This is a genomic window from Bartonella sp. LJL80, assembly GCF_054871565.1.
On sequence record NZ_JBTXLM010000002.1, the window covers coordinates 27,267 to 53,610 of the forward strand.

Here is a 26,344-nt window from a genome sequence, read left to right on the forward strand (position 1 = left end):
CTTGGTTGAAAATGACGCCGCGGCTAAGAGTCGGGCGGCGCCGATAGGCACCGCTTCGCATTTTTATGTTACACTTATTTGAATGAATTGTTTCAGTTTTATGAAGGAAAGATTGCGGTTCGATTGGTTTGCTTCGAAAAACTCCCGCCTATTCGTATAGATACGCCCATTGGAGCAGTGCCTGGCGCTGCCTGCGGCGACAAGAAAAATCATCCGGATCACAGTTTTTTTTGATCTGTGCAACATGCCGGTTCATTAATCGCCACCGTTTTATTTGACGTTTATCTTCTGTTTCCAATCGCCGTCCTAAAAAATAGCGGCAGTACCACTGGAACCATCCACGTGGGTCGTCTTCGTAAATCCATCCCTTTTGACGCCAATAAGATAAAGGTTTTCCGGCCAATACACCGTAATAGTTCAATTCGGCATTGCGTCCTTCAGGTGATAATTTTGCCTCGTCAAACCAGTCTTTTGGAAATTCGTCTTTGCAATCCGTCATATATTTCCCACCCATTACCCCCATTTGCAACATTTGCTTCGGCGTAAGGTAAGGCTTGAAATCAGGGTCGAAGTCTTCACCTTGGGCGCATGTCAGTTTGTATTTGTAACCTTTTTGCATTTTATCGTTGACGGTGATCCATTGAACCATGATGGGCTCCCATATCTTTGTGTTCCAGTAGAAGATGATCTTAATGATCAAAAAGGCAAGGTCTTATCCATCCTATCACACAGCAAGAAGCGCATGTATCAATAGCAGCTGAATGCGATGCGGCGATTGAGAGGATGCTTGTTCGGTTGCGTTCGGGTAGGCTATTAGAAACGTGCGCGTAAACCCAAAGTCCCGTTTAAGCTATAGTTGCTATCGGGATTGTCGAATGCGCTTTTGACGTTTGCTTCGCCATAAAGAGACCATTTATCTGCTTGCCAATTATAGCTTCCACCAAGGCTTAAGCCAGCTTGGAAATCATCATTCGTGTTACGAAAAGACGTTCTTGATACCTCGACTTCGGTCCCATCAAGAAACTCATAATAAAGGTTGACCACACCGTATAAAGACATCCTCCGATCATCACCTGCTGTGGTGCGCCAAGCGCTGTTTTTTGAAACTGCAATCCCGGTACGACTTTCGAGACTATCGCCATTTTTCAGCGACACTTTCGTGTTCAGGCCATCGCGGAAACTATCGAAGTCAACCGTGGAATAGGATAATTGCACTTGCGGGATAATTGCCCACGCCCCTGTCAGGTCATACTGATGGCCAGCTTCGATCGAAAAGCCGTATCCGAATCCTTGTTTCCCATCGACATCCGATAAAGTGTAACTATGTGAGTTGAAGTCCGTTTCAAACCATGTCGCTTGCGATTGCAAATCCATATAGCTCCCATCAAAGCCATACCATGTTGCCGCGAACCCGAAGCCGTAGCCACTGGATTCAACTTTGCCTCTACCGTCATCCGAATGAATGTCAGCTTCGGCGCGACCATAATGGAACATGAATGATCCAATAAGGCTGCCACGCATGCTTTCGCTCAAAACACCGTCCAGTCCCGCCTGCATACGCCACAAATCCAGATCATAATTTTGCTGTGTCGTTGATTTGTCAGGCGACGCTTTGCCGGTACTTCCTTCCATACGACCCCAAAAACCGCGATGTTCGATGAATTTGGATGCTTGTTCGCTGGGGCTTTGACCAGCATTGCTGCTATCGGACACACCATCTGCCCAAAAACGATTACCGACGCGCTGCTGCAAAGTCGACAACCTGTTTAATGACATCAAAACTTGCGGATAGGCTTCGTAAAGCGGTGTTGATGGTCCATAAGACGGCTTGTTTACGGAACCGTCGCCACCATCATGACCGCCGTTGGTGCTACCTCCGCCGTCAGACCCACCGCCGCCATCGACTACATATTCGCCTGAGCGCAGATACCAATCGGATGCGTTATCACTATCTCCGTAAACGTCCTTCCCGCTCGAATTTTTCGCCGTTCCACGATAGAGCAGATAGGCATAAGCGGTATCTGAACCCGCCACGGCCATGACCCCATCACCGCGCTGATAACCTCTACCCCAACCGGAACCAATCGTAAAATTTCCTTGATTTGTGGTCGCACCGTTGATGGCATCAATCAGCTTGATACCGTCTTTGTTGGTTATCGCACTTGTGGTACCGGGTATCAGATCTTCAATGTAGAGCGTCGTCGTTCCCGTCACCGTCCCGCCATCAATGATCAACCTGTCGGAAGATGATCCATCACCACCGAGTTGTGTATTCATTCTTATGGATCCACCTTGGCCGTGATAATCACCGATAACAGTAAGCCTATCGTCATAACCGTTTCTTCCGCTACGACTTAAGTCGATCAAACCACTATTGATGAATGTGGTTTGTCCATTCGTGCTTGATATCGTCTGGTGATCGTTGCTGCCACCATAGAAAGATTGATTGATGACCAGCGTGCTTCCTGCCTGCAAATCAACATTAAGCCCGTTTGTTCCGACCATGTCATCGACAAGCGTAAATTCGGTGCCGGATTGGAACCGGATTGTACGCCAGTTATTGCCAATATTCGTGCCACGGCTGATATCGTCGGCACTAAAGGACCCACCACGCATTTGTGTGTTTGCAATCGTCAGCGTGTTGTTTTTGCCGCTTCCCGCCAAGGCGTGGCTGAATTTTGTGGTATCAAGCGCACCAGTTATAAGCGCTTGATCCCCATCACCACCACCAAGATCAAAGCCACCATCCCAGCTGCCTCCTGACCATGTAAGTTGATCTCGGCCGTCGCCCGCCTGCAACAGGCCGCGCACATGCATATCCGCATTGGTGAAGAGATATGTGTCGCCCAGATCACTTCCCTGAATAGCCAATGTGTTTGAAGAATTGGCAAGAATACTGCCACTATTGATGAAAGTGATCCCTTTCGATGCGGTTAAGGCACGATTGGACAAATCAACGAGCAGGGCATTGCCACTTCGCGATTCAATGGTTCCGGCATTATGCGCTCGTGACGCAGTACCAGCGAGCCATCCAATACCTGTAGCTGTTTCGTCCATACGTATCGTTGAAACATTCACAACCTCACCGGATGTATTGGTGCGCAATCCTGTCGCGCTATCGGAAACGTTGATTGTGTAGCCGCTCCCCACCACAGTGTTTGATCCTAGAACAGGATCTGACAAAGCGGCAGAACGGAAGTCATAACCGACACCAGCCGAGCCGACATTAATCGTGACCTTGGAGTTTTGTGTGACGTTGTTTTCGTCTGTGTATTGTGTCACCAAGCCAACAGCGGTGCGAATACCAGAACCGCTGCCCAACACATCAATCGTTGTATCCTTGAAGGCAATAAAGGCGGCATAATTGGGATCGCTGGACGTCATATTATTTTCAACGCCATTTCCTGTGCCGCCAGCGCCCACTGTAATGTGGTCGACGCCAAGCACGATACCTTTGGCATCAGCACCCATCAACACACCATGCGCCGAACCGTTGACACTAATTTCACCTTGGCTTCCGGATGCATTCAGAAACGCGTTATTTTCCAAAAAAATTCCGGCTGTTCCATCCTCTACGGTAATGCGGCTCTTGTTGATAATGTTAGCCGCTGTATCGCGCCCTGCAACGCCCTCGACATGAAGACCAATTCCGTTTGAAACTATAATGTCGGCATTGTTTTCCAAGCGTCCGCCTTCAATTACATGGATACCCGTAGCATTGATGCCATTACTTAACGAGATCGAACCCTGGTTGATCAAAAGTCCACTATTTCGCGTGATGAAACCGGTAACGTTTTCGGCATTGCTATCGATTTTGGCATAATTGACCAGTTTGGTCGTACTGTCTTCCCCGCTGGCATAGCTGGTGTCGAGTTTATGGTAACGACCATCAACCACACCGCCGACAGCACCGTTTCCCTGCAAATAGATTTCGCGCTCGACGCTATTGTCGCTTATTTGTCCGAATGCGCCGCCATTAATGTAAACACCGATGGCGTCTGCGCCTGCTACCGTCAAACGTGCATCCTTGGTCAGGATATTGGTTTGGGTACCATCTGCAAGGCGTCCAGCGCCTTCCAATATAACGGAACCTTGAGCGGTGGCACTTAATTGTTCGCCATTTCCTTCAAAAGTTGCACCGCCATCCAGACGGAATAACACTGAATCCGTCGTGGATACATCCATCAACTTCGTAGCATTAACGATCTTGCTTTCGGCGCCATAGATATAAAATCCGATTTGTCTTTCACCGCCGATAAATTGCGGGGTGGCACCTGCATTTACATTGGCAAATCCGCCATTGCTTACATAAACGCCAATGGCGCCATCGCCTGAAAGGCTGATCTTGCCATCAATGTCGGCATAAGCATAATGACTGTCATCCTGCCTTCCTTCGACCCAAACACCATAGTTGCGCAAAAGCGTATCGCCCTGCGTAGCTCCCGCTACATTGATCACGCTATCCTCAGTCAATGTTACCTTCGCACTTCTGTTCGCTCCGTCAACATCAAGAGAGGCAACATAAACCCCGATACCGTTACGACCATTCAGGCTGATTGTTCCATTATTCGCGACCGTATTCACATTGCCGTTGTTAATGGCCAGAAGCCCATAATTGCGCGCACCATCAGTTTCCTGGCCCAGCGCCGTTGCAACATCGCCATTGATGGAAATAGTACCATTATTGACCACGTTCAAAAGTGCGGAATCGTCGATCGCTGCCATAGCTATGGCATTTTGCATTTTTGTTCCGATAATGATGGAACCATTATTGATGGCGCTGGCATTTTCCGATGCCATGATACCGTAGAATTCAGCATTGTTGCGATTGCTGGTGTCAACCGTTGCTTCTGGATTGCTGGAATCATATTGGGCCGACCTGCCTATATAGATCGTACCATCGCTATTGTTGGTGAATTGGGAATATTGATAGCTTATGGCAACGCCGATATAGCGGCCATTCAATCCGTCATTATTGACGCCGACATTGATGATGCCATTGTTTGTACCAAAGCCGACGAGACGTAGATACATTCCGTTGCTATAGGCAAAGTTTATATCTGGCGTACGATTTGCCGCAACATTGATAATGCCGTTATTGGTGATATTTCCGCCGTAATAAGCCTCGACACCGGAACCATAGGCAAATTCTGTGCTATCGATAGTTGTATCTTCAGCATAAGTTTTGCGATAGGCCGCATTGATAACGCCATTATTCGTACCGATAGAATCCTGGACTAGAATGACAGTAGAGTTGCCACGGGCCGATACGATCCCGCCAGCCTCGATTTCTGCAATGCTATTAGCGCCTTCTGCTACCATGGCGCCGGTTTTTTCTCCGGAGTCAAACAGAACTTCCAGCTCGCCGCCACTTTTCACAACGATCTTTCCACCATTGCTGGCATACATGGCCCGAGTATCGCCGTTTGCTTGAAAGATATCATCATCGGCAGGAATGTCGTATCCGGGGCCGGTGACCGGTATTTTTTGCTCGGTCGGCTGTGCGGCAGCGAAAGCGGCATCATAGGCCGCCTGACTTTTGAGGGCGGTATATTGTGGGTCCTGTAAAGCGTCGACAAGCTCGCTATTATAGGCGATCAAATCTTGCGTGGTTTGCAATATGCGTGTTTGTCCGCGATAGTCGGTAAAACTATGGGGAAAAACAGGAACACTGATTTCATTTTGTATGGTTTGCGGGGTGATGGCATAAGCACGTGACTCGAACGAATTGCGGGACTGCCATTCAACGACACTTCCGACACCATCTGCCCAGGTCAGATTGGAATCTTTTAGTGTGAGATAGGTTGTTTGTGGAGCGCCACCCGCGTAATTGCCCTTATAGTCGTCAAGAGCCACGGTCAGATGACCACCGTTTTCTGCTTTACCGAAACCCGATTGTATATATTGATCGCTGTTGACCGCTTGGGTGACAATGACACTGCTATCGCCCCAATCCGAAACTTGGAAAGACGAATTGGTATAGACATTGACAGTCAAAGCAACGCCACCGCTATCAACGACGTTGATAACGCCGTTGGCCGAGCCTATATCGAGCTTCGTCTGCCCCTGCGCACTCGGGTCATAGGTCGAAAGCTTGTCGATGCCGGTAATACCGCTATTGCCAATTTTTATGCCGGAAAGATCGCCCGTGATTGTCAGGTTTTCACCGGAGCCGGATACAAGTGCCGCGCCAGCATAATGGTCACTCGTTTGCGGATTGAAGGTGTCATTGCTGACAGTACAATTGTTGCCGGTTGCCGCGGTACCTCCCGTCCAATTGGCCCCCATATTACATGATGATGCGGCATGGGCATAAAATGACATCGATGTCGATAGAAGTAATGTAAGGGACATAATTGCCAAGACGTTGCAAGCCGACTTATTCCGCACGTCTAACCGTGTTTGTGCATCAACCGTGATGTGCAAAGCCTTCGGCTTTTCAATATCCATTCTATATTCCCGCATTTACATTGCCCAAGTAACCAGCTGGCATGGAGCGGTTATGCTGCACGATATCATTAGGTTTTGATAGGAATATCTGCAAAAACCCGCTATGCTCAGGCTTTGCATGAATTGGGGTATATAGATACACTTCATCCATCCTTTTTAACCCCAGATGTGATGCCCCGCCGCATACTGAACTGTCGTAACATCGTAAAGAGATAAAAACAAGCTGACGAAAAGTCACATCCCAACGTTTTTTTCAGTGTTATTCTGCAGGGTTATTTCACTGAGTTCATGTCGGGCCATTTGCCTAGATGAGAAATTCTTCAAGCAAATGGTTTTTACATCGCGGAAGGGAAAACAGACCAGCAAGGAAATCTAACGCGTTAGACTTTGGCCGTCATAACGCATTTCGTCTTGCATAACATTGACTTATCAAAGAAAGATTTTTGTCGGATCAGAACAATTTCCAATATCGCGGACGGAAGCGTATGGTATCGCCTGTTTTAAACTTGCGATCCAAATTCAATTCTATTTCACATTGATTACCATCTTGCATGCGCAATTCCGCACGGCGCGTGCCACCGACACGACGTTGAGCCGCTAGTGTTCCTTGTAGCCCCGGTTCATCTGCGTCGAGCAATATGATGTCATGTGGTCGAAAATGCAGGTTTTGTCCCCTTGTCATCTCCGGTGCATCAAGTCCGGTTGGAGCGCCGTTATACAGAATTTTTCCATCTACACAATTGATCGGCAAACGACTGGATTCACCAATAAACTTATAGACGAAAGCACTAAGGGGGTCGTCGTAAATCTGATCAGCTGTTCCGATCTGCTCAATCTTTCCTTTGCTCATCACCACAACGCGATCTGACAATTCGAGCGCTTCTTCCTGATCATGGGTTACAAAAACTGTTGTGTGGCCGGTCTGCTCGTGAAGCTCACGCAGCCATTGGCGTAATTCGCGTCTGACCTGCGCATCAAGTGCACCAAAAGGCTCGTCGAGCAATAGCACACGCGGCTCTATTGCCAATGCACGCGCTAATGCCACACGTTGCCTCTGTCCCCCGGAAAGCTGGTGCGGATAACGTTTTTCAAGGCCGCTAAGTTGTACAAGATCAAGAAGTTCCAGTGCGCGTTTCTTGATATCCGTTTTGGAAGGGCGTGTAGCAGATGGCCTCACCTTAAGACCGAAGCCGATATTCTCCGCGATTGTCATATGTTTGAAAAGCGCGTAATGCTGAAAAACAAAACCGACATTCCGTTGCTTGACTGGATGGTGGGAGGCATCTTCACCAGCAAAGAAAATGGCACCATCCGATGGAAAATCCAATCCTGCAATAAGACGTAGCAAAGTCGTTTTTCCGGATCCCGAAGGGCCAAGCAAACCGATCAGCTCACCGGATTGAATATCAAGAGAGATGTCATGAAGGGCGCTCGCTCCACCGAATTCTTTCGAAATATTTTTAATTTGAACATCCATGGAAAAGCTTCCCTTAATGCGCCGATCTGGCACTGCGGCTATAGATCTTTTCAAGCAGCGTTTTTATGATCAGTGTTACAAGAGCGAGGCAAGCTAGAAGCGATGCTACTGCAAAGGCTGCCGCGTAATTGTCGTAATAAAGAATTTCCACTTGTAGCGGCATGGTTACGGTTTCGCCGCGCAATTTTCCTGACACCAGTGCAACCGCACCAAATTCACCCATCGCACGCGCATTGCAGAGCAATATGCCATAAAGCAGCCCCCAGCGAATGTTTGGCAAAGTAACATAAAGAAAGGTTTTAAAACCGCTTGCGCCAAGCGAGAGTGCGGCCTCTTCATCGCCGGTTCCTTGATCTTGCATAAGCGGTATCAGTTCTCGCGCGACAAAAGGGAAGGTAACAAATAATGTTGCCAGCACGACCCCAGGAACCGCAAAAAGAATTTGAAACCCATCAGCGCGTAACCAGTTGCTGAAAGATTGTGGGAAAAACTCCAGAAACCAACTTTGCGGACCAAACAACAATACAAGTGCGAGGCCGGCCACAACGGGTGATACGGAAAAAGGCAGATCAATAAGCGTAATCAAAAATGTTTTGCCACGAAACTCAAATTTCGTGATCGCCCAAGCGGCAAATATGCCGAAAACAGTGTTGATCGGTACCGAGACAAGGGCAACGATCAAGGTAAGTTTGATGGAAGAGAGGGATTCCGGATCACGGATGCTGTCGAAGAAGAAACTCCAGCCAAATCGCAAAGCCTCATAAAAAATGAGGATAACAGGCATAAACAGGACTAGTGCCAAGAACAACAAGACAATCAGTATAGCGCCAAAACGGACAAAGGGTGTTTCGCCCGCAGGATCAGCGAATAAGCGGCGTTTAGGCTTGTCCATAACGCCTCCTGTTCCAACTTTGCAAAAGATTGATCATCAACAAAACACAAAAAGACAACAGGAGAAGCATGACGCCGATCGTAGCAGCATTTGCATAACGGTTGGGCGACGTTCCTTCGAGTTGAATGACAATCATCAATGGAGCGATTTCTGTTTTAAAAGGCAGGTTGGCTGCAATAAAAATAACCGAACCATATTCACCAATAGCGCGTCCAAATGCTAACGCAAAACCCGTTAGCACTGACGGCAGAACTGCTGGCAAAATTATTTTGCAGAATGTTGTCAGTCGGCCAGCGCCGAGGCTTGCTGCGGCCTCTTCAACTTCACGATCAAGTTCGCTAAGCGCCGGCTGGATACTGCGCACAACGAAGGGCAAACCTATAAAGACAAGTGCAATGATGATGCCGGTAGGCGTATAGGCGATAGCAATGTTGTATTTCGCAAAAATTGCCCCGATCCAACCGTTTTTGGCATAAAGCGCAGTCAATGACAGTCCGGCAACTGCGGTGGGCAATGCAAAAGGCAAATCTATACTGGCATCAACGAAACGTTTTCCCGGAAAATCATAGCGGATAAGAACCCAAGCAACAAGAAATCCAAATATGACATTAATGATCGCGGCGGTTAAAGCCGTCCACAGACTCAACCAAACCGCTAGAAATATCCGCTCATTGGTCAGGATAGCGCCTATTTCGTGCCACGATAACGAAGCAGACTTAATAAAGATTCCGGCCAAAGGAATGAGAATAAGAAGGCTGAGATAGCTCACAGTGATGCCAAAACTCAGACCGAAACCGGGAAGCACGCTCGGTGCTTTCCAGTTCCTCAAGTGCTTGCCAGAATCTCTGCCTGCCTGCATTACTAGCGCCCTTGCGCGTATATCTGATCGAAGAAACCACCGTCACCGAAAAACTCCGGTTGGACTTTTCGCCAACCGCCAAAATCGTCGATCGTCACGAGTTTGACATTGGGAAAGCGTTTCAACAAGGCTGGATCAACCAAATCAGGATTGGATGGCCTATAGTTGTTCTTGGCGGCTATGGTCTGCCCCTCAGCGCTGTAGAGATAGTCGAGATAGGCTGTTGCGAGCTTGCGTGTACCGTTGGCATCGACATTGACATCAACCAGCGCAACCGGCGGCTCGGCAAGAATGGAGATTGATGGGACAACAATGTCAAAAGCATCGTTTCCTTCCTCGGCCAATGACAGAAGGGCTTCATTTTCCCAAGCGAGAAGGACGTCACCCATACCGCGCCGCACAAATGTCATCGTCGCCCCGCGCGCACCGGTATCGAGTACAGGAACATGCTTATAGAGATCACGCACATAGTCACGTGCTTTTGTTTCATCACCCGGATATTTTTCCTGCGCCCACGCAAGTGCTGCCAACAGGTTCCAACGCGCGCCACCGGATGTCTTGGGGTTTGGCGTTATGACCTCGACATTTTCGCGTACGAGGTCATCCCAGTCCTTGATGTTTTTAGGATTTCCCTTGCGAACAAGAAAGACAATCGTAGATGTGTAAGGCGCATTGTTGTGGGGAAATGTCCCACGCCAATCGCTTCGGATTTTTTTGGTTTCATCTGCAATGGCATTAATATCCGCCTCTAATGCCAATGTGACGACATCAGCGTTCAGGCCATCGATAACGGTGCGTGCTTGAGCACCGGAACCACCGTGAGTTGCCCTTAATGTAATGTCTTCGCCGGTTTCTTTTTTCCAATGTGCTTTGAATGCATCATTATATTCACGGTAGAGTTCTCTTGTCGGATCGTAAGACACATTTGTCAGTGTGGATTGTGAAGATGCCGTAAAGCTGTACAAAATTGAAACTGCAGCAAGCAATCCGGTTACGGTGCGTCTATTGAAAAATCCCATTGCGCGTCCTTTCATTTTATACCCTCAGATTAACAGTGGTAGAATAAAACAAAACGATAATCCTACTAATTTTATCGGATTAATAAAAATAATTTTCCGAAAGAAAAATCAGTTTAAAGACTATGCAATATACTCCACCCTCTGTTGACCCGACTGCAATAAACAAAACGTCTTTTTTATTTTTTTATCCATTTAGCATATTTGTTGGTAGCCGGGCAATGATCCATGTCATACGCTGAGAGAGGTAGGGTGTGGTTTCTAAATTCTGTCGCCTAAAACCGGTATGGTTTTCAGAGTGGATAGATAACGAAAGCGCGAAAAAGTGATGCGGTATTCTACCATCCAGGGAATTGTCTATTCGTTTTGCTGTGGTAAACCGGTGTCATGAAAACTTTTAAAATATATTTCCACACAGCCGAAAGATCTAAACCAGGCGAGGTTTCTTCATGATGCAGCGCCAATCCGTAGATGCTTTGGAAACCGCGGTGCAATGGCGGCAAAATGGCGATGAAGTTGCTTTGGCAACGGTCATAGAAACTTGGGGTTCGGCGCCAAGAAAAGCGGGAGCACATCTTGCTATCAATGCAAACGGTGATTTTATGGGATCTGTGTCAGGTGGCTGTGTGGAGGCAGAGGTTATTGCACAAGCATTGGACGTTCTGAAGTCGGGCCATTCGACGGTGCTCGAATTCGAGGTTGCCGACCAAACCGCATGGAAGGTTGGGCTTTCATGCGGCGGCACGATAAAAATACTGGTCGAGTGTGTAAAATGATAACACTTTCGGATATCGAGCGCTTAAATCTTTTGCGCCTTCAACGGCGTCCGGTTTTTGTTGTGCACGATTTCGCCCATGATTTAAGCACGGTCTACGCAGAAGACGATGTACTGCCCGATAATCTCATTCCGTTTTTGAACGATGTGAAACGCAAAGGGCAGGCAACCTTATTAAAAAGTGGCGGATTAGATTATTTTATCACGCCCTATTTGCCCTTACCGCGCATTATAATTGTAGGTGCAGTCCACATTGCACAGTTTTTAGCTCCCATGGCACGTCAATGTGGCTACGATCTCGTTGTATTGGACCCTCGGCAGGGATTTGCATCGTCGACAAGGTTTCCCGATACGCTTCTCGCGCCTGTTTGGCCGATAGAATATTTCGGCCAACATCCCATTGATCCCTATGATGCACTGGTTGCGTTGACCCATAATCCGGATATAGATGATGAAGCCATTATCCATGCCATAACCAATAATGCATTCTATATTGGCGCTCTCGGTAGCCGCAAAACCCATGCAAAAAGACGTGAACGTCTTGAGCAGGCTGGTTTGTCGGTAACGCAACTCGACACTATTCACGCGCCGATCGGTCTGGATATAGCGGCGGTTACGCCGCAAGAAATAGCCGTTGCGATTGTGGCCGAAGTCATCCAGTGCTGGCGAAAGCCGAAGGATTAGGCGAGGAAGATGATGGAATTTGGCATGGTAGGGCTGTCGCAAGCCGAAGGGCTTTATCTGGCCCATACATTGCAAACCAATGGACATCCGATCAAAAAAGGTACGGTCCTTGCTCAGTCGCATCTTCATGAATTGGCTCAAGCAGGCATTCATGAAGTTTACGCAGGCATTTTGCCAGAAAGCGAAGTCGACGAAAATGAAGCCGCGCAGTTTTTATCTCCGTTTTTGGCCAATGGTTTTCGGCCTTCGCGCGCGGCAACCGGTCGGGTAAATTTTCATGCTCAAACAGCCGGGCTATTTGCTGTCGATAAAACAATCGTTGATGGTTTTAATGCGATTGATCCGGCGTTAACCCTCGCAACCATTCGCCCTGATACCGCCGTTCTTGATGATGAAATGGTGGCGACATTAAAAATCATCCCGATGTCCGTTGAAAAACGCGTGTTGTATCGCGCCGCGGAATATTTGGAGAATAGGACTCTCTATCGGCTCGCGCCGTTTATAGCGCATGAAGTGAGCTTGTTTGAAACTGTCTTGAGTGATGGAAAGGCGACGCTACAGGAAAAAACCGTAGATGTTTTGAAGCAACGGTTGTTTGCATCCGCAAGCCAATTAAAAGAGGTGCACACGGTTTCCCATGATCCCGATGAATTGGCCCAAGCTTTGCAGCGCAGTGCAGGCGCGGTGACGCATTCGCCGCGGCTGATGATTATCTACGGTGCATCGGCCGTTATCGACGATAATGACGTTATTCCATCAGCGATACGTAAGGCTGGCGGCATAGTGATCAGGGTCGGTATGCCGGTTGAGCCAGGAAATCTCCTTGTTATAGGCAAGATAGGCGATATTTGGGTTATCGGAGCGCCGGGCTGCTCGCGCAGCATAGCGTTCAACGGTTTGGATATTGTACTTCATCGACTATTGGCAGGGCAAAATATCAGCACATCGATGGTGGCGCAAATGGGGGTAGGAGGGCTTTTGAACACACAGAAAGCGCGCTTGCGCGTGCAGAAGGAAACACCTCCTGAAAATATTCGCGTTGCAGCCATCATACTGGCAGCAGGCGGTTCCACGCGCATTGGCAATCCTGCCCGCCACAAGTTATTAGCAAAATTGAATGGTGAAACACTCATTCATCGGGTCACTTCTTCGGCTCTGCAAAGTCAGTGCGCACAAGTCACACTTGTAACGGGATATCGTCATGCTGATATTGCGGCGGCAGTGGCCGATCTCCCCATCGGCAATGTCATCAATCCGGCCTATCAAAATGGCATGGCGGGTTCGATCGTCGTCGGGGTTGACGCGACCGATCTGTCTAAGGCATCAGGTATTTTAATCATGCTCGGCGATATGCCGACCATCACATCGGTGATGATCAACCGGTTGATCGATGTTTTCGTTGAACATAGGGGGCAAGCCATTATTCGAGCTGTTTATGCTGGAAAACGTGGCAATCCCGTTATACTGCCGAAGGTCATGCGGGATGATCTGATGCAGCTGCGCGGTGATGTCGGCGCGCGCGCTTTAATTGAAAAGGCAGATTTACCGATCATTGATGTCGATATCGGAGAAGCGGCGCATATTGATGTTGATACAGCCGATGCGGTTGCAAAAATTGGCGCGGTTTTTGACGTCTGAAGAAAAACGCGATTGCGCGATCAATATGATTTTACTTGTTCGTGATCGATCGTAGCGATAACCTTGCAATATGGTGTTTAAAGCTAGAACGGCCCGATGCAGGCTCGTTCCCGAATCCATCATGAAAAATCAAATAAGATTGAAGGTTCTGACTGTTTCATAACGGTGAGCTGCTATGGAACGGGCTGAACGATCGCAGGAATTTATGATGATTGTTACAATAAATGGTGTTGCAAAGAATTTCGATAATATCGATGGGAATACGCCGCTTCTTTATGTTTTAAGAAACGATATGGAGTTGAACGGCGCCAAGTTTGGTTGTGGCCTGGGCGAGTGTGGCGCTTGTACCGTTTTGATTGAAGGCAAGGCGGCGCGTTCTTGCCAGATACCGATTGCAACATGTGCCGATAAAAACATCGTCACGTTGGAAGGTCTGGCCGGCAAAAATGGCAACCATCTCCATCCGATTCAACAAGCCTTTATCGAAGAGCAAGCAGCACAATGTGGATATTGTACCAATGGTATGATCATGACGCTCGCAGCTTTGTTTCAGCGTAATCCGCAGGCCGATGAAGAAACAATCAAGAATGAGTTGGCTTTCAACCTGTGCCGATGCGGTTCCCATATTGAGGTGCTGCGCGCAGCCAAACGTGCCAAAGAGCTGATTGCCGCTGGAGCAGGCCAATGAAAACGCTGAATACGACACGCCGCCGCTTTTTACAATTGGGTGGAATTCTTTTGGTCAGTAACGCTTTACCGACCATTTTCCAGCAGGGAAAAGCCTTGGCCGCTGACGCTTCGACAACAGCCAGTCTTGATATTCCATTGGATAGGGTCAGCAGCTTTATTGCAATCGGCGCGGATGGAAAGGTTACTGCGTTCAATGGCCATGTCGATTTGGGAACGGGCACGCGAACCGCCTTGGCACAAATTATCGCCGACGAGTTATCGGTTGATTTTGCAGATGTGACAATGGTGCTGGGGGATACAGCGCGTACGCCAGATCAGGGCCCGACCATTGCCAGTGCCACCATCCAGGTATCCTCTATTCCCATGCGTCAGGCGGCCGCGCAGGTTAAGCAACTTTTACTGAAATTTGCCAGTGAATCCCTTAAAATGCCAATCGGACAATTAACCGCGAAGAATGGCCGTGTTATCAGCAGTGACGGAAGCGGGGCTGACGTTGGCTATGGCGAGTTGATTACTGGCAAAGATTTGATGTTGCCGTTGGATGACAAGATCACGTTGACAACCGACTATCATTACATTGGCAAACCGGTTAATCGCGTTGATATCCCCGCTAAAGTGACAGGCGGCGCATCCTATGTGCATGATGTCAGGCTTCCGGGCATGTTGCATGGTCGGGTTGTACGTCCGCCTTTTGCCGGAGCTGACAGCAGCGCACCTTACGGCAATTCTTTGGTTTCCATTGATGAGAGCTCCATTGCACATATTGACGGTATCGTAAAACTGGTTGTCATCAAGGATTTCATAGGCATTGTTGCACAGCGCGAGGAACAGGCAATCGCTGCAATGCGCTCATTGAAGGTCACTTGGAAAGATTGGTATGAAATTCCCGATCTTTCGCCTGAAGGTTTGCATCAGACATTGATTGATGTGAAGAAAAATCCACGCCAGCTTCGTAAGGATGATGGTGCAGATCAGGCTTATGCGCAAGCAAAAGTCCAACTGGATAGAGACTATGTGTGGCCCTATCAGGCTCACGCATCCATCGGCCCTTCTTGTGCGGTTGCAGATTATACGGGTGACATTGTCACCGTTTGGTCGGGCACGCAAAATCCTCACGATCTGCGTAAAGACATCGCCCATTTGCTTGGCTTCGATGTGCATAACGTTATCATCCATCGTGAAGAGGCTTCAGGGTGTTATGGGCGCAATTGTGCCGATGACGTCAGTGCCGATGCTGTCTTACTGTCAAAGGCAGTGGGCAAACCAGTGCGTGTGCAGTTGATGCGCGAGCAGGAATTCGGATGGGAACCAAAAGGAACAGGCCAACTGATCCGCATTCGCGGTGGATTGGATGAAAGCCACAAAGTTACCGCCTATCATATGCGCACCTGTTATCCATCCAATAACGCAATCACACTGCCGCTTTTGCTTACCGGCGTTGTGCCCAATAAGGCTGATGTGCAGCAAATGGGCGACCGTACGGCAATTTGTCAGTATGAATACCCTAAGATGGATGTGGTTTGTGAGGATACGGCACCGATTGTCCGAGCATCATGGCTGCGGGGTGTTTCGGCTTTGCCGAATGTTTTTGCCCATGAATCTTGGATTGATGAAGCAGCCTATCTAGCGCAGGAAGATCCGATTGCTTATCGCTTGCGCTATCTACACGACCAGCGTGCCATCGACATGATAGAGGCGCTTAAAAAACGCGTTGATTGGCAAGACGGCCCGCGCTTTGCCAAAGGCCGGCAGGATGCTGAAACCGTATCGGGCCGTGGTTTTGCCTATGCCCGTTATTTCCATAGTAAATTTCCCGGATTTGGCGCTGCATGGGCTGCATGGGTTGTCGATCTTCAAGTCAATAAAATTAGCGGTCGCATCAAGATTGATAAGATATCGGTTGCCCATGACTGCGGCTTGATGATCAATCCTAACGGAGTGAAACATCAGGTTCATGGCAACATCATCCAATCAACTGGACGTATTTTAAAAGAATATGTCACCTTCAACAAAACTTCGGTCACTTCATTGGAATGGGGGGGCTACCCGATCCTGCGCTTCGACGAATTGCCGGAGATTGATATTCTTCTGCTTGATCGCCCGCAAGAACCCTCAATGGGGGCTGGAGAATCGGCGTCGGTACCAAGTGCGGCCGCCATTGCCAATGCTGTCTTTGATGCGGTGGGTATACGCCTGACGGAGGTTCCCTTTACGCCGGATCGTGTCTTGAAAGCTTTACACGACAGCAGTCAAGATAGCCGCGGTTGATAGGGGTGATGTAATGAATAAGTTTAAAAAAATAATATTTTCAGGACTTGGCATAGCCGTTATTGCTGTGGGGGCCGGTCTTGCGTTAAGTCATCAATCCGTTCTTGAACCCATCACTTCAGTCGATAAATCAGCGTTTTCGCCTGAACTCATTGCTAAGGGGAAGACACTTTACGATCTGGGCGATTGTACCGTTTGTCATACGAAAAAAGGCGGAACAGTCAACGCTGGTGGTTTCGCTTTCGTCACGCCGATGGGGACAATCTATTCGACAAATATCACACCGGATCCGACCTATGGTATTGGTCGTTGGTCGTTTGCCGCTTTTGAACGGGCAATGCGTGAAGGGGTCAACCAGCAGGGCGAATACCTTTATCCTGCTTTTCCTTATACATCATTTACCCATACCAGTGACACGGATTTGAGGGCGCTTTATGCGTATTTGATGACGCGTGAACCTGTTGCTGAAGCCGCACCTGCTACGGATATGATGTTTCCATTCAGCATCCGGCGCGGCATGTATTTATGGAATATGGTTTTTCTCGACAAGGGTGAGTTGCAACCCGTGTCTGATAAGTCTGAAAACTGGAACCGCGGACGGTACCTAGCAGAAAGTCTTGGCCATTGCAGTGCCTGCCATACGCCAAGAAATTTTGCGCAGGCGGAAAAAGGCGGAAAAAATCATCTTGGCGGCGGTGTTGCTGAAGGTTGGCTTGCTCCTGCTTTGAATGGAACATCGCCCGCACCCAACCAATGGACAAAAACGGATTTTCTCGATTACATGAAGAGTGGTTTTTCAGCACGTCATGGTGTTGCAGCGGGGCCAATGGGGCCGGTTGTCGCTGAAGGTCTATCCCAAATCAGCGAAGCAGATCGCGAAGCTATCGCAGATTATCTGGTGTCATTCCAGCCAAACGGCCAACGCGACGAAAATGGGCTGCATATAGCTAGGCAAGAACACGAAACCGAATTATCTGTCGATGATTTGGGTGCGCGTATCTTTACCGGTTCTTGTATGGCCTGCCATGCGCAGAGCCAAGGTGCACAACTTTATGGCACGCGTCCCTCACTGGCTTTAAATACGCATTTTTACGTTGATGACCCGAACAATGTCATTCGTGTTGTTCTCAACGGTATTCAAAAACCGGCAACGGAAGATATCGGTACAATGCCCGCGTTCAAATACAATTTGAACAATGAGCAAATCAGCGCGGTGTTGAACTATGTTCGACAAAATTATGCACAGAGACCGGCTTGGAAAGACTTGGAAAAGAAAGTGGAAACACTGCGAAATCAATAGGTTTGTTTAAAACGCAGTGCATCCACAACAAGAGAAAGAGCCGGAGACAACTGTTTCCGGTTCGGGTAATACAGGTGATATCCGGTAAAGGGTGCACACCAGTTTTCCAACACACGGATGAGGTCGCCGCGTTCGATATATGGTCTCACATAATCTTCTGGCATGTAGGTAAGCCCATGGCCGCTCAACGCCGCGTGAAGCCGGAGACTGAGATTGTTGAACGTTAGTTGCCCGGCAACTCTAACGCGTATCTCACGATCATCTTTGTCAAATTCCCACTGGAATAGGCCGCCTGTTGTACTTGATCGCATATTGATGCAATTGTGATGGACAAGGTCTTGCGGCGTTTGCGGCTTTTTATATCGCGTAAAATACTCCGGAGAACCGACCACAGCCATTTCCATATCACGGCCGATCTTGACCGCAAGCATATCCTTATCAATCTGTTCGCCCAATCGCACACCGGCATCGAAACGGTCTTGAACAATATTGATTAATCCATAATCAACGATGATTTCGATGTTGATATCCGGGTGCTGCCTTAAAAAACTGTCTAACGCCGGTTGCAATATGGTCACTGCGGCATGTTCCCCAGCGGAAATGCGCACCGTGCCAGCCGGCCGTTCGCGCAATTGTTTGAGGTTGACAATTTCAGCCGCGATATCGTCAAAACGAGGTTCAAGCGTTGCCAGAAGTTTTTCCCCTATTTCGGTTGGCGCTACGCTTCTTGTTGTTCGCGTAAGCAACCGTAAGCCCATTCGCTCTTCCAATGCTTTAACCGTTTGGCTGAGCGCCGATTGCGATATGCCCATCTTGGCAGCGGCTTTGGTAAAGCTTTTTACCCGTGCAACAAGCGCAAAAGCAGCCAGATCATTGTAGTTTTCCATGCTTATTCATTAGTCCTGCTTATAAGCCCAATCATATTATTGCATATAATAATGGGTGGGAAAAGGCACTAGATTATAGGCAGTTAACGAATTGAGGTAAAAAATGAAAAAACGTTTGTTAGGTGCAAGTGGTCTTGAAGTCTCTTCTTTGGGACTTGGTTGTATGGGGCTTAGCCATGGTTATGGGCCGCAAACCGAACGGTCGCAAGCTATAGCGCTCATTCGCGCGGCCTATGAAAAAGGTGTCACTTTTTTTGATACTGCCGAAGTTTACGGCCCCTATGTCAACGAGGATGTAGTCGGTGAGGCTTTGGAACCGTTTAGGGATGAGGTTGTAATTGCGACCAAGTTTGGATTTACATTTGGTGATGACAACAAGCAACAAATATTAAATAGCCGCCCTGACCATATTTTGCAGGTAGTGGACCAGTCATTGAAGCGGTTGCGGACAGATGTCATCGATCTTTATTATCAACACCGTGTCGATCCCGATGTACCGATTGAGGACGTTGCCGGTACGATCAAGGATTTGATCAAAGCCGGAAAAGTCAAGCACTTCGGGCTTTCCGAGGCAGGTTGCGAAACAATCAAGCGTGCCCATGCGGTACAACCCGTTGCAGCATTGCAAAGTGAATATTCAATGTGGTGGCGGGAGCCGGAAAAAGAAATTTTGCCGCTGTTGCAGGAACTTCAAATTGGCTTTGTTCCGTTCAGTCCGCTTGGCAAGGGTTTTTTAACGGGTACGATTGCGGCAAAAACCACATTTGGCCAGGATGATTTTCGTTCTGTCGTTCCACGGTTCTCTCCGCAAGCACTGGAGGCCAACCAGGGATTGATTGATGTTGTGAAGACCATCGCGAATGATTTGGATGCGACGCCTGCGCAAATTGCTCTCAGCTGGTTGTTGCATCAGAAGCCATGGATTGTGCCGATCCCAGGTACGACGAAGCTTTCCCGTCTGGATGAAAATTTAAAGGCCAGCGAAATCAATCTGACGGCACAAGCACTGGAAAAAATCCATACAGCGCTTGAACATATCACCATTCAAGGGGACCGATACCCGCCTGCACTTCAAGCACGGGTAGGGCGCTAAAGCTGATGAAAAGTGCAATAGCCGGTTTAGCTTTATTATTTGGCGCAACAACAGATAGTTTTGCGGATGATTTAATCATCTCAAATACTGGCTCACAGGAACCGGTTATTGCCTCGTCTGATCATTTTACCGGGCGCGCTTGGGTTGATGGTGGCTTTAAGCGCGCCGATCCGTCGCGTATAGGCGGTGGTATTGTCACGTTTGAACCTTCAGCGCGCACCGCATGGCACACTCATCCATTAGGGCAGACGCTCTTCGTGACTGCCGGTGTGGGGCTGGTTCAGGAATGGGGAAAGCAGGTTCACAGGATCAAAACCGGCGATGTCGTATTCATCCCGCCAAATGTGAAGCATTGGCACGGTGCAAGCCGAGGAAGTGGCATGACCCATATTGCCGTTGCAGAAGCGTTGAACGGTCAAACAGTGGCGTGGCTGGAACATGTCGATGATGAACAATACCGGCGAGCAAACATTGAGGAATAGAAAAATGGCAAATGTAAATACAGCTATGAAAAGACGTGAATTTTTAGGAGCATCTGCGGCCGCGTTAACGGGCGCCTTGGCCGCAAATGCGGTTTCCGCAGCGGTCGCTGTCGCCCAAACGGCACCTGTGCCAATTAAAACAGAGCCAATGGTTATCGGCTATAAAAGTGACAAGATCACGATTGAACGCGTACGCTATACCGCGCGCAATACGCAAACGGAAATTGTGGCCAATTTATTCAAGCCGGCTGGCTTCAGCAATACTAAAAAATATGCCGCCATTGTTGTCGTCCATCCTAATGGTGGCGTTAAAGAACAAACGGCAGGTCTTTATGCGGCTCATTTGGCTGAGTTGGGCTTCATAACACTCGCATATGATTCAACTTATCAGGGTGAAAGCAGTGGCCTACCGCGCTTGATGGAAAATCCGCCCCAGAGAGTAGATAATATCAGCGATGCTATCGATTACGTCTCAACGCTATCATTCGTCGATCCAGAACGTGTCGGAGTGTTGGGTATCTGTGCCGGTGGCGGATATGCGATGAGCGCCACCCAGACAGATCTGCGCATTAAAGCGGTTGCAACGATCAGTATGTTTGATATGGGCGAAGCCCGTCGTGAAGCCATGGGTGCGCTTTCTTATGATGCCCGTATGGCGAGACTGAAGGAGGCTGCGGACGAACGTAGCAAAGAAGCCAATGGCGGTGTGCCAAGACTGATCAATATTGTACCGGATTCGCCCGAAGCATTTACTGATACGACACCTGTTTCCTATCGTCAGGGCTATGAATACTACCGTACGCCGGAGCGGGCCTTGCATCCCAATTCCCCCAATCGCTATGTGTTTTCAAGTTTGCCGCAACAGATGGCTTTTTTCCCATTTAGCCAGATCGAAACCATTTCACCTCGCCCTATTCTAGTGATAGCCGGCTCGGAGGCGGATAGTAAGTTCTGGAGCGATAAAGCCTTTGAAAAGGCGAAAGAACCCAAAGAACGCTTTGTTGTGGAAGGTGCTACCCATATCGATATGTATGACCGGATGCAGTTTGTCACGCCTGCGGTGGAACGGTTGAATAGGTATTTCTCGCATTATTTGCAAATGAGCTGATTTTGCCATCACCGTAAGAAGGAATATGCCAAATGGTAGGAAAAACGGTCGCGCTTGCTACATCGGTGCTTTTGTCAATCTCAACCATACAGTCTGTGAAAGCGGAAGAACAAAACCCGCAACCGACAAGGGCGCAGATGTTGATGGGCCAGACCGCACCCAAATTCGCCGATTTAACGGACAAGGTTCTTTACGGTGACATATGGGAACGGCCTGAACTTTCAAAGCGCGATCGCAGTCTTATAACCGTAGCGGCTCTAATCGCAATGAATAGGCCTGAGCAATTACGATCCCACCTGAATGTTGCGCGCCAAAACGGTGTAACCGAGGCAGAACTGGTCGAAACAATAACACATCTAGCCTTTTATTCGGGCTGGCCGAATTCCGTGACAGCAGTCGGCGTTGCCCGTGAAGTTTTTGCGCAGGATCAACAATGAAATCCAATAAAAGACAATTTCTCAAAGCGTTGGCTTCTCTGCCATTCTTGAGCGCAGCCCCTGCCACGATAGCCGAGTCCAGACTAACGAAAAATATGACAAAAATTTTGATTGTAAGTTATTCGCGTACAGGAAATACGGCTGTTATAGCCAATCACATTCAAAACAGGCTGGGCTGCGATAGTATTGAGCTCAAAGCCAATCCAGACTATCCCGATGATTATGATCAAACGGTTGCGCAAGTCCGTGCGGAAAATGCCCGGGACTTCAGTCCACCGCTGAAAGATAATCTACCGGATCTATCATCATATGATACGATTATCCTTGGATCGCCTGTTTGGGCTAGCCGGCTTGCCTTGCCGGTCAAAACCTTCTTGAGGGAACATGATCTTAGCGGGAAGAAAATTTGTCCGTTTGTTACTTACATTGTTAGCAGCCGTGGTGGTGAATGCCGCGAACAAATCCTGTCTATGCAACCAAATTCTAGTGTCGGAACCTTGCTGACGGTGCTTGGTGAAGACGCCGCTAATGCCGAAAAAGATATTGCGGCTTGGCTTCTGCAAAATGCCCTAGTGTGACCATTTAAGGCTGAATTTATTTCCAGTCTCTGTTGAGCAGTTGATTCATATTGAAAGGTTAAACCAATGAATATTCTTATCCTTGGTGCAGCAGGGCAGATCGCGCGTATTTTAACCCAAGACCTGCTTAGACAAACCGACCATAGGTTGAAGCTTTACGCACGTAATGCATCACGCAGGCTTAAGCTCAGTGATCCTTCGCGGGATGAGCTCTATGACGGCGATTTTCTTGATGCGACAGCATTGCTGAACGCTATGCATGATGTTGATATTGTATACATAAATGACATGGGCACCATTGCTGCAACACAGATGATCGTAGAAACCATGCAAGCCGCCGGTGTCGAAAGGGTTATTGCGGCTTCAATTCTGGGTATTTACGACGAAGTCGGAGGTGCCTTTAGAAACTGGAACAATAGTATGATCGGGGGAGCGGGTACGGAGCGACAAGCACGGTCGGCAGAGGTTCTCGAAAACTCCAACCTGGATTATACATTGTTACGCTTGACTTGGCTTTATAATGATGAAGACAATCGTCGTTACAGCCTGACGCAAAAGGGTGAACCATTTATCGGCGCACAGGTAACGCGACAGGCTGTAAGTCAGCTTATCGTCGATATCATAGAATGTCCTGACCGTCGCTTTAGTCGCAGCAGCATCGGCGTAAGCGAACCCGATACCGATTGGCCAAAGCCCTCTTTTTATTGATCGCATTGAAAATATCTCTCAAAATACAAAACAGCTTGCGTTAAGGGGATCGCGATTGTTCTACACCGTTCATGACCAACCACCAATGCTTGTTATGCCTCCTATCGGTTTATGAAATGATGAACGTCATCAACTATTGAATTTCCTTCATAACGACATGTTGAATGCCATGGCTTTTCTTTTGTGCGATAATAATTATTGAGGTCAATGTTGAAGAGGTGGACGCCTTTTCTATCTCATAACCATGAGAGCGACAAACGCTCAATTTGCAATACAGGGTGGAGCTTATGAATATAAATGTAAATGGTATCGACCATCAACTAGATGTAACGCCGGATACACCTCTACTGTGGGTTTTGCGTGACTATCTCGGTTTGACAGGCACAAAGTTTGGTTGTGGGCTTGCACAGTGCGGCGCATGTAATGTGCTTATCAACGGCACGCTCTCACGCTCCTGCGTTGTGCCAGTCGGGACGATTATGGGACAAAAGGTAACAACGATCGAGGCGATCGAACAAGACCCGATCGGCAAACGCGTTGTCGCAGCATGGATTGAAGAGCAGGTTCCACAATGCGGGTATTGCCAGTCAGGCCAAGTGTTGACAGCGACTGCTTTATTAAAAGAAAAAGCTTCTCCCACCGATGATGATATTGAAAACGCTATGATAAACTTATGTCGGTGCGGCACTTATAACGCCATGAAGGCGGCGATCAAGCGCGCTGCCAAAGCTGCGTGAAGGAGCAATGGACATGGCGCATTCAGATAACGAAAATCTTTTACTGTCAGATTATCAAAAATTACCTTTCAAAGTCTCTCGACGGTCCTTTCTGGGTGGGACAGCGGCAGCTTTTATCCTTGGTATTGCCCTGCCGAAAAATATTGCCCGTGCGCAGTCAGATGGCGCCACCGTTGTGCCAGGACGTAATGTTTCAGCTTTCCTGAAGATTGATAACAATGGTTCCATCCATTTTCAGTGCCCTTTTATCGAGGGTGGGCAGGGGATTTATACCGGAATGGCGCAAATCGTTGGCGAAGAACTGGATGCCGACCCCGCAACCTTTATCGTTGAATGTGCACCGCCCGGTGCAGATTATCTTGTGATGAATGGCGGCGGTATGCGTATTACCGGCGGTAGCATGTCGGTACGGACTAGCTACGATACCATGCGCAAACTTGGTGCTTATGCGCGTCATATGTTGCTTGATGCGGCTTCACGCATTTGGGGCGTTGATATCGCGACCTTAACCACGCAACCGGGCAAGGTATTGCATGCTGCATCTGCCAGAGAGCTGACTTATGGTGAATTGGCAGAATCTGCGGCTTCTAGCCCTATACCGAGCGATGTAACCGTGAAAGACCCATCAACATTTCGCTGGATTGGAAAGCCCGTCAGGCGGTTGGACGTAGCGGAAAAGGCGACTGGAAAAGCTGTCTATTCCATTGATGTCAAAGTGGATGGTATGCTTTATGCAGCTGTTCAACATGCGCCGCGTTTTGGCATGCAGCCTGGGACTATTCGCAATAGCGAACATATCAAGGGGCAGACTGGCATTCGCCTTGTTAAGGTTCTGGATGGTGCTGTCGGCGTTGTTGCAGATCATTGGTGGCAAGCAAAAAAAGCTGCTGAAAGTTTGCAAATCGACTGGTTGGAGCCTGAAAAATCCGCCAAACATGCCATGCCCGCAGACTACTCTACTGAACAATTCCGCAGGATGGCAATCGATACCAGAGAGGCCGGCCTTGAAGCGGAAAAGCATGGCGACCCCGACAAAGAACTTTCAGCAGCAGCGAAAATTGTCGAGGCTGTCTATGATGCACCTTACATTCTTCATGCACAACTGGAGCCACCATCTTGCACAGCGCGCTTTAACCGCGATGGAACATTGGAATTGTGGATGCCAAATCAGGCGCCGGAAACCTTTCAAAAAGCCGCCGCTGACACTGCCGGTCTGCCGGTAGAGAAGGTGATGATCCACTCCCCCCTGATCGGCGGGTTCTTTGGCAGACATTTTTTATATTCTTTTGGCGGGAATCCTTTTCCGCAAGCAATTGCTCTCGCCAAGGCTGCCGGACGACCAGTAAAGTTGATCTGGTCGCGAGAAGAAGAGTTCTTACGGGATACGCATCGCCCGATGGGCATTGCCCGTTTTAAAGCTGGCTTGGATGCCCAAGGTGTACCGATGGCACTGCGTGCCGATGTGATCGGTGAAGGTCCCGGCTTCTCGATGAGTGGTCGTCCATCCGCTACAGCCATTGACCCAAATGGCGTAGAGGGCATGGTTGACAAGCCTTATGCAATTGCCGATCGGGCCATATATCAGATACCGCTGCCGCATGTGCCGACTATTGGTTATTGGCGTTCGGTAGGCCACTCTATGAATGATTTTCTCTATGAAACATTCTTTGACGAAATGGCCGATGCTGGCAAGAATGATCCATATGCTTTGCGTCTCTCATTGCTTGGAAAAAGCCCGCGGCATAAAAAACTTCTAGAGGCGGTTGGTGCCCTTTCGGGTGGATGGAAACGCGGGCCCTATAGAGCAGAGGACGGAACGACGCGGGCCAGAGGCGTAGCAATGGCTTCCCCTTTTGGGACGGAGGTGGCAACAATCGCAGAAGTATCGCGTGAAAACGGAAAGATTGTTGTTCATAATGTCTGGATTGCGATTGATCCAGGGAGCATCGTCAATCCGGCAATTATCGAGGCGCAGATGAATTCGGCTGTAGCGATCGGCCTATCGATAACGCTGTTTGAAGAGGTCATTTATGAAAACGGTATGCCGACGGCGCGGAACTATGACCGTTATCCAATTTTGACATTGGCTGATATGCCTGCCGTTCATGTCAAAATTATCGAAAGCGGAGAAAAGATGGGCGGTATCGGCGAGCCGGGTGTGCCAGGCGTTCCACCTGCGGTCGTCAATGCACTCGCCGCACTGACAGGAAAAAGAGCACGGCGTTTGCCCCTATCTCGGATGAATTATGATCAATAGCAACGACC

The 26,344-nt window shown here is 48.6% G+C and carries 21 protein-coding genes; 14 read left to right on the forward strand and 7 right to left on the reverse strand.

The genetic code is table 11. The features are described from left to right. Nucleotides 1–148 precede the first annotated feature (148 nt). The 6 genes from ACYSNS_RS04430 to ACYSNS_RS04455 form a co-directional block, all read right to left on the reverse strand. Entirely contained in the window at nt 149–649 is a 501-nt protein-coding gene (locus ACYSNS_RS04430; protein ID WP_461721940.1) for a hypothetical protein, read from the reverse strand. Nucleotides 650–813: 164 nt separating this feature from the next. Then, a complete protein-coding gene (locus ACYSNS_RS04435; protein ID WP_461721941.1) occupies nt 814–6,450 on the reverse strand; it encodes an autotransporter outer membrane beta-barrel domain-containing protein in 5,637 nt (1,878 codons plus the stop codon). Nucleotides 6,451–6,901: 451 nt separating this feature from the next. Beyond that, nucleotides 6,902–7,927: a sulfate/molybdate ABC transporter ATP-binding protein gene (locus tag ACYSNS_RS04440; protein ID WP_461721942.1), complete on the reverse strand. Its 1,026-nt coding sequence runs from the start codon at nt 7,925–7,927 to the stop codon at nt 6,902–6,904. Between the two features lie 13 nt (nt 7,928–7,940). Next, nucleotides 7,941–8,819 (reverse strand): sulfate ABC transporter permease subunit CysW, encoded by an 879-nt coding sequence (gene cysW, locus ACYSNS_RS04445; protein ID WP_461721943.1) that lies wholly within the window; start codon nt 8,817–8,819, stop codon nt 7,941–7,943. Further along, nucleotides 8,806–9,678 (reverse strand): sulfate ABC transporter permease subunit CysT, encoded by an 873-nt coding sequence (gene cysT / locus ACYSNS_RS04450; protein WP_461721944.1) that lies wholly within the window; start codon nt 9,676–9,678, stop codon nt 8,806–8,808. Before cysT ends, cysW begins: the two co-directional genes overlap by 14 nt. A 2-nt stretch (nt 9,679–9,680) precedes the next feature. After that, the gene (locus tag ACYSNS_RS04455; protein WP_461721945.1) at nt 9,681–10,712 is read right to left on the reverse strand and encodes a sulfate ABC transporter substrate-binding protein; all 1,032 of its coding nucleotides are present in this window, start codon (nt 10,710–10,712) and stop codon (nt 9,681–9,683) included. A gap of 434 nt (nt 10,713–11,146) precedes the next feature. Here ACYSNS_RS04455 and ACYSNS_RS04460 point away from each other — a divergent pair, with 434 nt between their 5' ends. The 6 genes from ACYSNS_RS04460 (at nt 11,147) to ACYSNS_RS04485 (ending at nt 18,049) form a co-directional block, all read left to right on the forward strand. Next, on the forward strand, nt 11,147–11,470 hold the full coding sequence (locus tag ACYSNS_RS04460; protein ID WP_461722384.1) for an XdhC family protein: 324 nt from the start codon (nt 11,147–11,149) through the stop codon (nt 11,468–11,470). Further along, nucleotides 11,467–12,153 carry an XdhC family protein gene (locus ACYSNS_RS04465; protein ID WP_461721946.1) on the forward strand — a complete coding sequence of 229 codons (687 nt, stop codon included), beginning with the start codon at nt 11,467–11,469 and terminating at the stop codon, nt 12,151–12,153. The genes ACYSNS_RS04460 and ACYSNS_RS04465 overlap by 4 nt, the downstream gene beginning before the upstream one ends. Before the next feature lie 9 nt (nt 12,154–12,162). Continuing rightward, the gene (locus ACYSNS_RS04470; protein WP_461721947.1) at nt 12,163–13,791 is read left to right on the forward strand and encodes an NTP transferase domain-containing protein; all 1,629 of its coding nucleotides are present in this window, start codon (nt 12,163–12,165) and stop codon (nt 13,789–13,791) included. A gap of 208 nt (nt 13,792–13,999) precedes the next feature. Further along, complete coding sequence (locus tag ACYSNS_RS04475) at nt 14,000–14,479, forward strand: (2Fe-2S)-binding protein (protein ID WP_461722385.1); 480 nt, start codon at nt 14,000–14,002, stop codon at nt 14,477–14,479. Beyond that, nucleotides 14,476–16,749: a xanthine dehydrogenase family protein molybdopterin-binding subunit gene (locus ACYSNS_RS04480; RefSeq protein WP_461721948.1), complete on the forward strand. Its 2,274-nt coding sequence runs from the start codon at nt 14,476–14,478 to the stop codon at nt 16,747–16,749. The genes ACYSNS_RS04475 and ACYSNS_RS04480 overlap by 4 nt, the downstream gene beginning before the upstream one ends. Before the next feature lie 13 nt (nt 16,750–16,762). Further along, nucleotides 16,763–18,049 (forward strand): c-type cytochrome, encoded by a 1,287-nt coding sequence (locus ACYSNS_RS04485; RefSeq protein WP_461721949.1) that lies wholly within the window; start codon nt 16,763–16,765, stop codon nt 18,047–18,049. On the opposite strand, the gene ACYSNS_RS04490 is transcribed toward ACYSNS_RS04485, so the two are convergent. Then, nucleotides 18,043–18,936 carry a LysR substrate-binding domain-containing protein gene (locus ACYSNS_RS04490; protein ID WP_461721950.1) on the reverse strand — a complete coding sequence of 298 codons (894 nt, stop codon included), beginning with the start codon at nt 18,934–18,936 and terminating at the stop codon, nt 18,043–18,045. The genes ACYSNS_RS04485 and ACYSNS_RS04490 overlap by 7 nt on opposite strands. A gap of 103 nt (nt 18,937–19,039) precedes the next feature. On the opposite strand from ACYSNS_RS04490, the gene ACYSNS_RS04495 reads away from it, so the two are divergent. The 8 genes from ACYSNS_RS04495 to ACYSNS_RS04530 all read left to right on the forward strand — a co-directional run bounded on the left by ACYSNS_RS04495 (nt 19,040) and on the right by ACYSNS_RS04530 (nt 26,336). Then, the gene (locus ACYSNS_RS04495; RefSeq protein WP_461721951.1) at nt 19,040–20,029 is read left to right on the forward strand and encodes an aldo/keto reductase; all 990 of its coding nucleotides are present in this window, start codon (nt 19,040–19,042) and stop codon (nt 20,027–20,029) included. A 5-nt stretch (nt 20,030–20,034) separates the two neighbouring features. Continuing rightward, nucleotides 20,035–20,511, forward strand: a complete 477-nt coding sequence (locus ACYSNS_RS04500) for a (R)-mandelonitrile lyase (RefSeq protein WP_461721952.1) — start codon at nt 20,035–20,037, stop codon at nt 20,509–20,511. 4 nt (nt 20,512–20,515) lie between these two features. Further along, nucleotides 20,516–21,619, forward strand: a complete 1,104-nt coding sequence (locus tag ACYSNS_RS04505; protein ID WP_461721953.1) for an alpha/beta hydrolase — start codon at nt 20,516–20,518, stop codon at nt 21,617–21,619. A gap of 32 nt (nt 21,620–21,651) precedes the next feature. After that, nucleotides 21,652–22,056, forward strand: a complete 405-nt coding sequence (locus ACYSNS_RS04510) for a carboxymuconolactone decarboxylase family protein (RefSeq protein WP_461721954.1) — start codon at nt 21,652–21,654, stop codon at nt 22,054–22,056. Continuing rightward, nucleotides 22,053–22,634, forward strand: coding sequence for a flavodoxin family protein (locus ACYSNS_RS04515; RefSeq protein WP_461721955.1), 582 nt, complete (start codon nt 22,053–22,055; stop codon nt 22,632–22,634). Before ACYSNS_RS04510 ends, ACYSNS_RS04515 begins: the two co-directional genes overlap by 4 nt. Nucleotides 22,635–22,700: 66 nt before the next feature. Beyond that, nucleotides 22,701–23,342: an NAD(P)H-binding protein gene (locus ACYSNS_RS04520; protein ID WP_461721956.1), complete on the forward strand. Its 642-nt coding sequence runs from the start codon at nt 22,701–22,703 to the stop codon at nt 23,340–23,342. A 287-nt stretch (nt 23,343–23,629) separates the two neighbouring features. Further along, nucleotides 23,630–24,079: a (2Fe-2S)-binding protein gene (locus ACYSNS_RS04525; RefSeq protein ID WP_461721957.1), complete on the forward strand. Its 450-nt coding sequence runs from the start codon at nt 23,630–23,632 to the stop codon at nt 24,077–24,079. 13 nt (nt 24,080–24,092) lie between these two features. Further along, on the forward strand, nt 24,093–26,336 hold the full coding sequence (locus ACYSNS_RS04530) for a xanthine dehydrogenase family protein molybdopterin-binding subunit (RefSeq protein ID WP_461721958.1): 2,244 nt from the start codon (nt 24,093–24,095) through the stop codon (nt 26,334–26,336). Nucleotides 26,337–26,344 lie beyond the last annotated feature (8 nt).

Bases quoted from the DNA above. Each gene is read 5' to 3' on its own strand.
- cysT (WP_461721944.1), bottom strand. From the start codon at position 9,678: ATGCAGGCAGGCAGAGATTCTGGCAAGCACTTGAGGAACTGGAAAGCA.
- ACYSNS_RS04475 (WP_461722385.1), top strand. From the start codon at position 14,000: ATGATTGTTACAATAAATGGTGTTGCAAAGAATTTCGATAATATCGAT.
- ACYSNS_RS04465 (WP_461721946.1), top strand. From the start codon at position 11,467: ATGATAACACTTTCGGATATCGAGCGCTTAAATCTTTTGCGCCTTCAA.
- ACYSNS_RS04505 (WP_461721953.1), top strand. From the start codon at position 20,516: ATGGCAAATGTAAATACAGCTATGAAAAGACGTGAATTTTTAGGAGCA.
- ACYSNS_RS04500 (WP_461721952.1), top strand. From the start codon at position 20,035: ATGAAAAGTGCAATAGCCGGTTTAGCTTTATTATTTGGCGCAACAACA.
- ACYSNS_RS04435 (WP_461721941.1), bottom strand. From the start codon at position 6,450: ATGGATATTGAAAAGCCGAAGGCTTTGCACATCACGGTTGATGCACAA.
- ACYSNS_RS04530 (WP_461721958.1), top strand. From the start codon at position 24,093: ATGGCGCATTCAGATAACGAAAATCTTTTACTGTCAGATTATCAAAAA.
- ACYSNS_RS04470 (WP_461721947.1), top strand. From the start codon at position 12,163: ATGATGGAATTTGGCATGGTAGGGCTGTCGCAAGCCGAAGGGCTTTAT.
- ACYSNS_RS04520 (WP_461721956.1), top strand. From the start codon at position 22,701: ATGAATATTCTTATCCTTGGTGCAGCAGGGCAGATCGCGCGTATTTTA.
- ACYSNS_RS04480 (WP_461721948.1), top strand. From the start codon at position 14,476: ATGAAAACGCTGAATACGACACGCCGCCGCTTTTTACAATTGGGTGGA.
- ACYSNS_RS04460 (WP_461722384.1), top strand. From the start codon at position 11,147: ATGCAGCGCCAATCCGTAGATGCTTTGGAAACCGCGGTGCAATGGCGG.
- ACYSNS_RS04495 (WP_461721951.1), top strand. From the start codon at position 19,040: ATGAAAAAACGTTTGTTAGGTGCAAGTGGTCTTGAAGTCTCTTCTTTG.
- ACYSNS_RS04490 (WP_461721950.1), bottom strand. From the start codon at position 18,936: ATGGAAAACTACAATGATCTGGCTGCTTTTGCGCTTGTTGCACGGGTA.
- ACYSNS_RS04440 (WP_461721942.1), bottom strand. From the start codon at position 7,927: ATGGATGTTCAAATTAAAAATATTTCGAAAGAATTCGGTGGAGCGAGC.
- ACYSNS_RS04430 (WP_461721940.1), bottom strand. From the start codon at position 649: ATGGTTCAATGGATCACCGTCAACGATAAAATGCAAAAAGGTTACAAA.
- ACYSNS_RS04510 (WP_461721954.1), top strand. From the start codon at position 21,652: ATGGTAGGAAAAACGGTCGCGCTTGCTACATCGGTGCTTTTGTCAATC.
- ACYSNS_RS04525 (WP_461721957.1), top strand. From the start codon at position 23,630: ATGAATATAAATGTAAATGGTATCGACCATCAACTAGATGTAACGCCG.
- cysW (WP_461721943.1), bottom strand. From the start codon at position 8,819: ATGGACAAGCCTAAACGCCGCTTATTCGCTGATCCTGCGGGCGAAACA.
- ACYSNS_RS04455 (WP_461721945.1), bottom strand. From the start codon at position 10,712: ATGAAAGGACGCGCAATGGGATTTTTCAATAGACGCACCGTAACCGGA.
- ACYSNS_RS04485 (WP_461721949.1), top strand. From the start codon at position 16,763: ATGAATAAGTTTAAAAAAATAATATTTTCAGGACTTGGCATAGCCGTT.
- ACYSNS_RS04515 (WP_461721955.1), top strand. From the start codon at position 22,053: ATGAAATCCAATAAAAGACAATTTCTCAAAGCGTTGGCTTCTCTGCCA.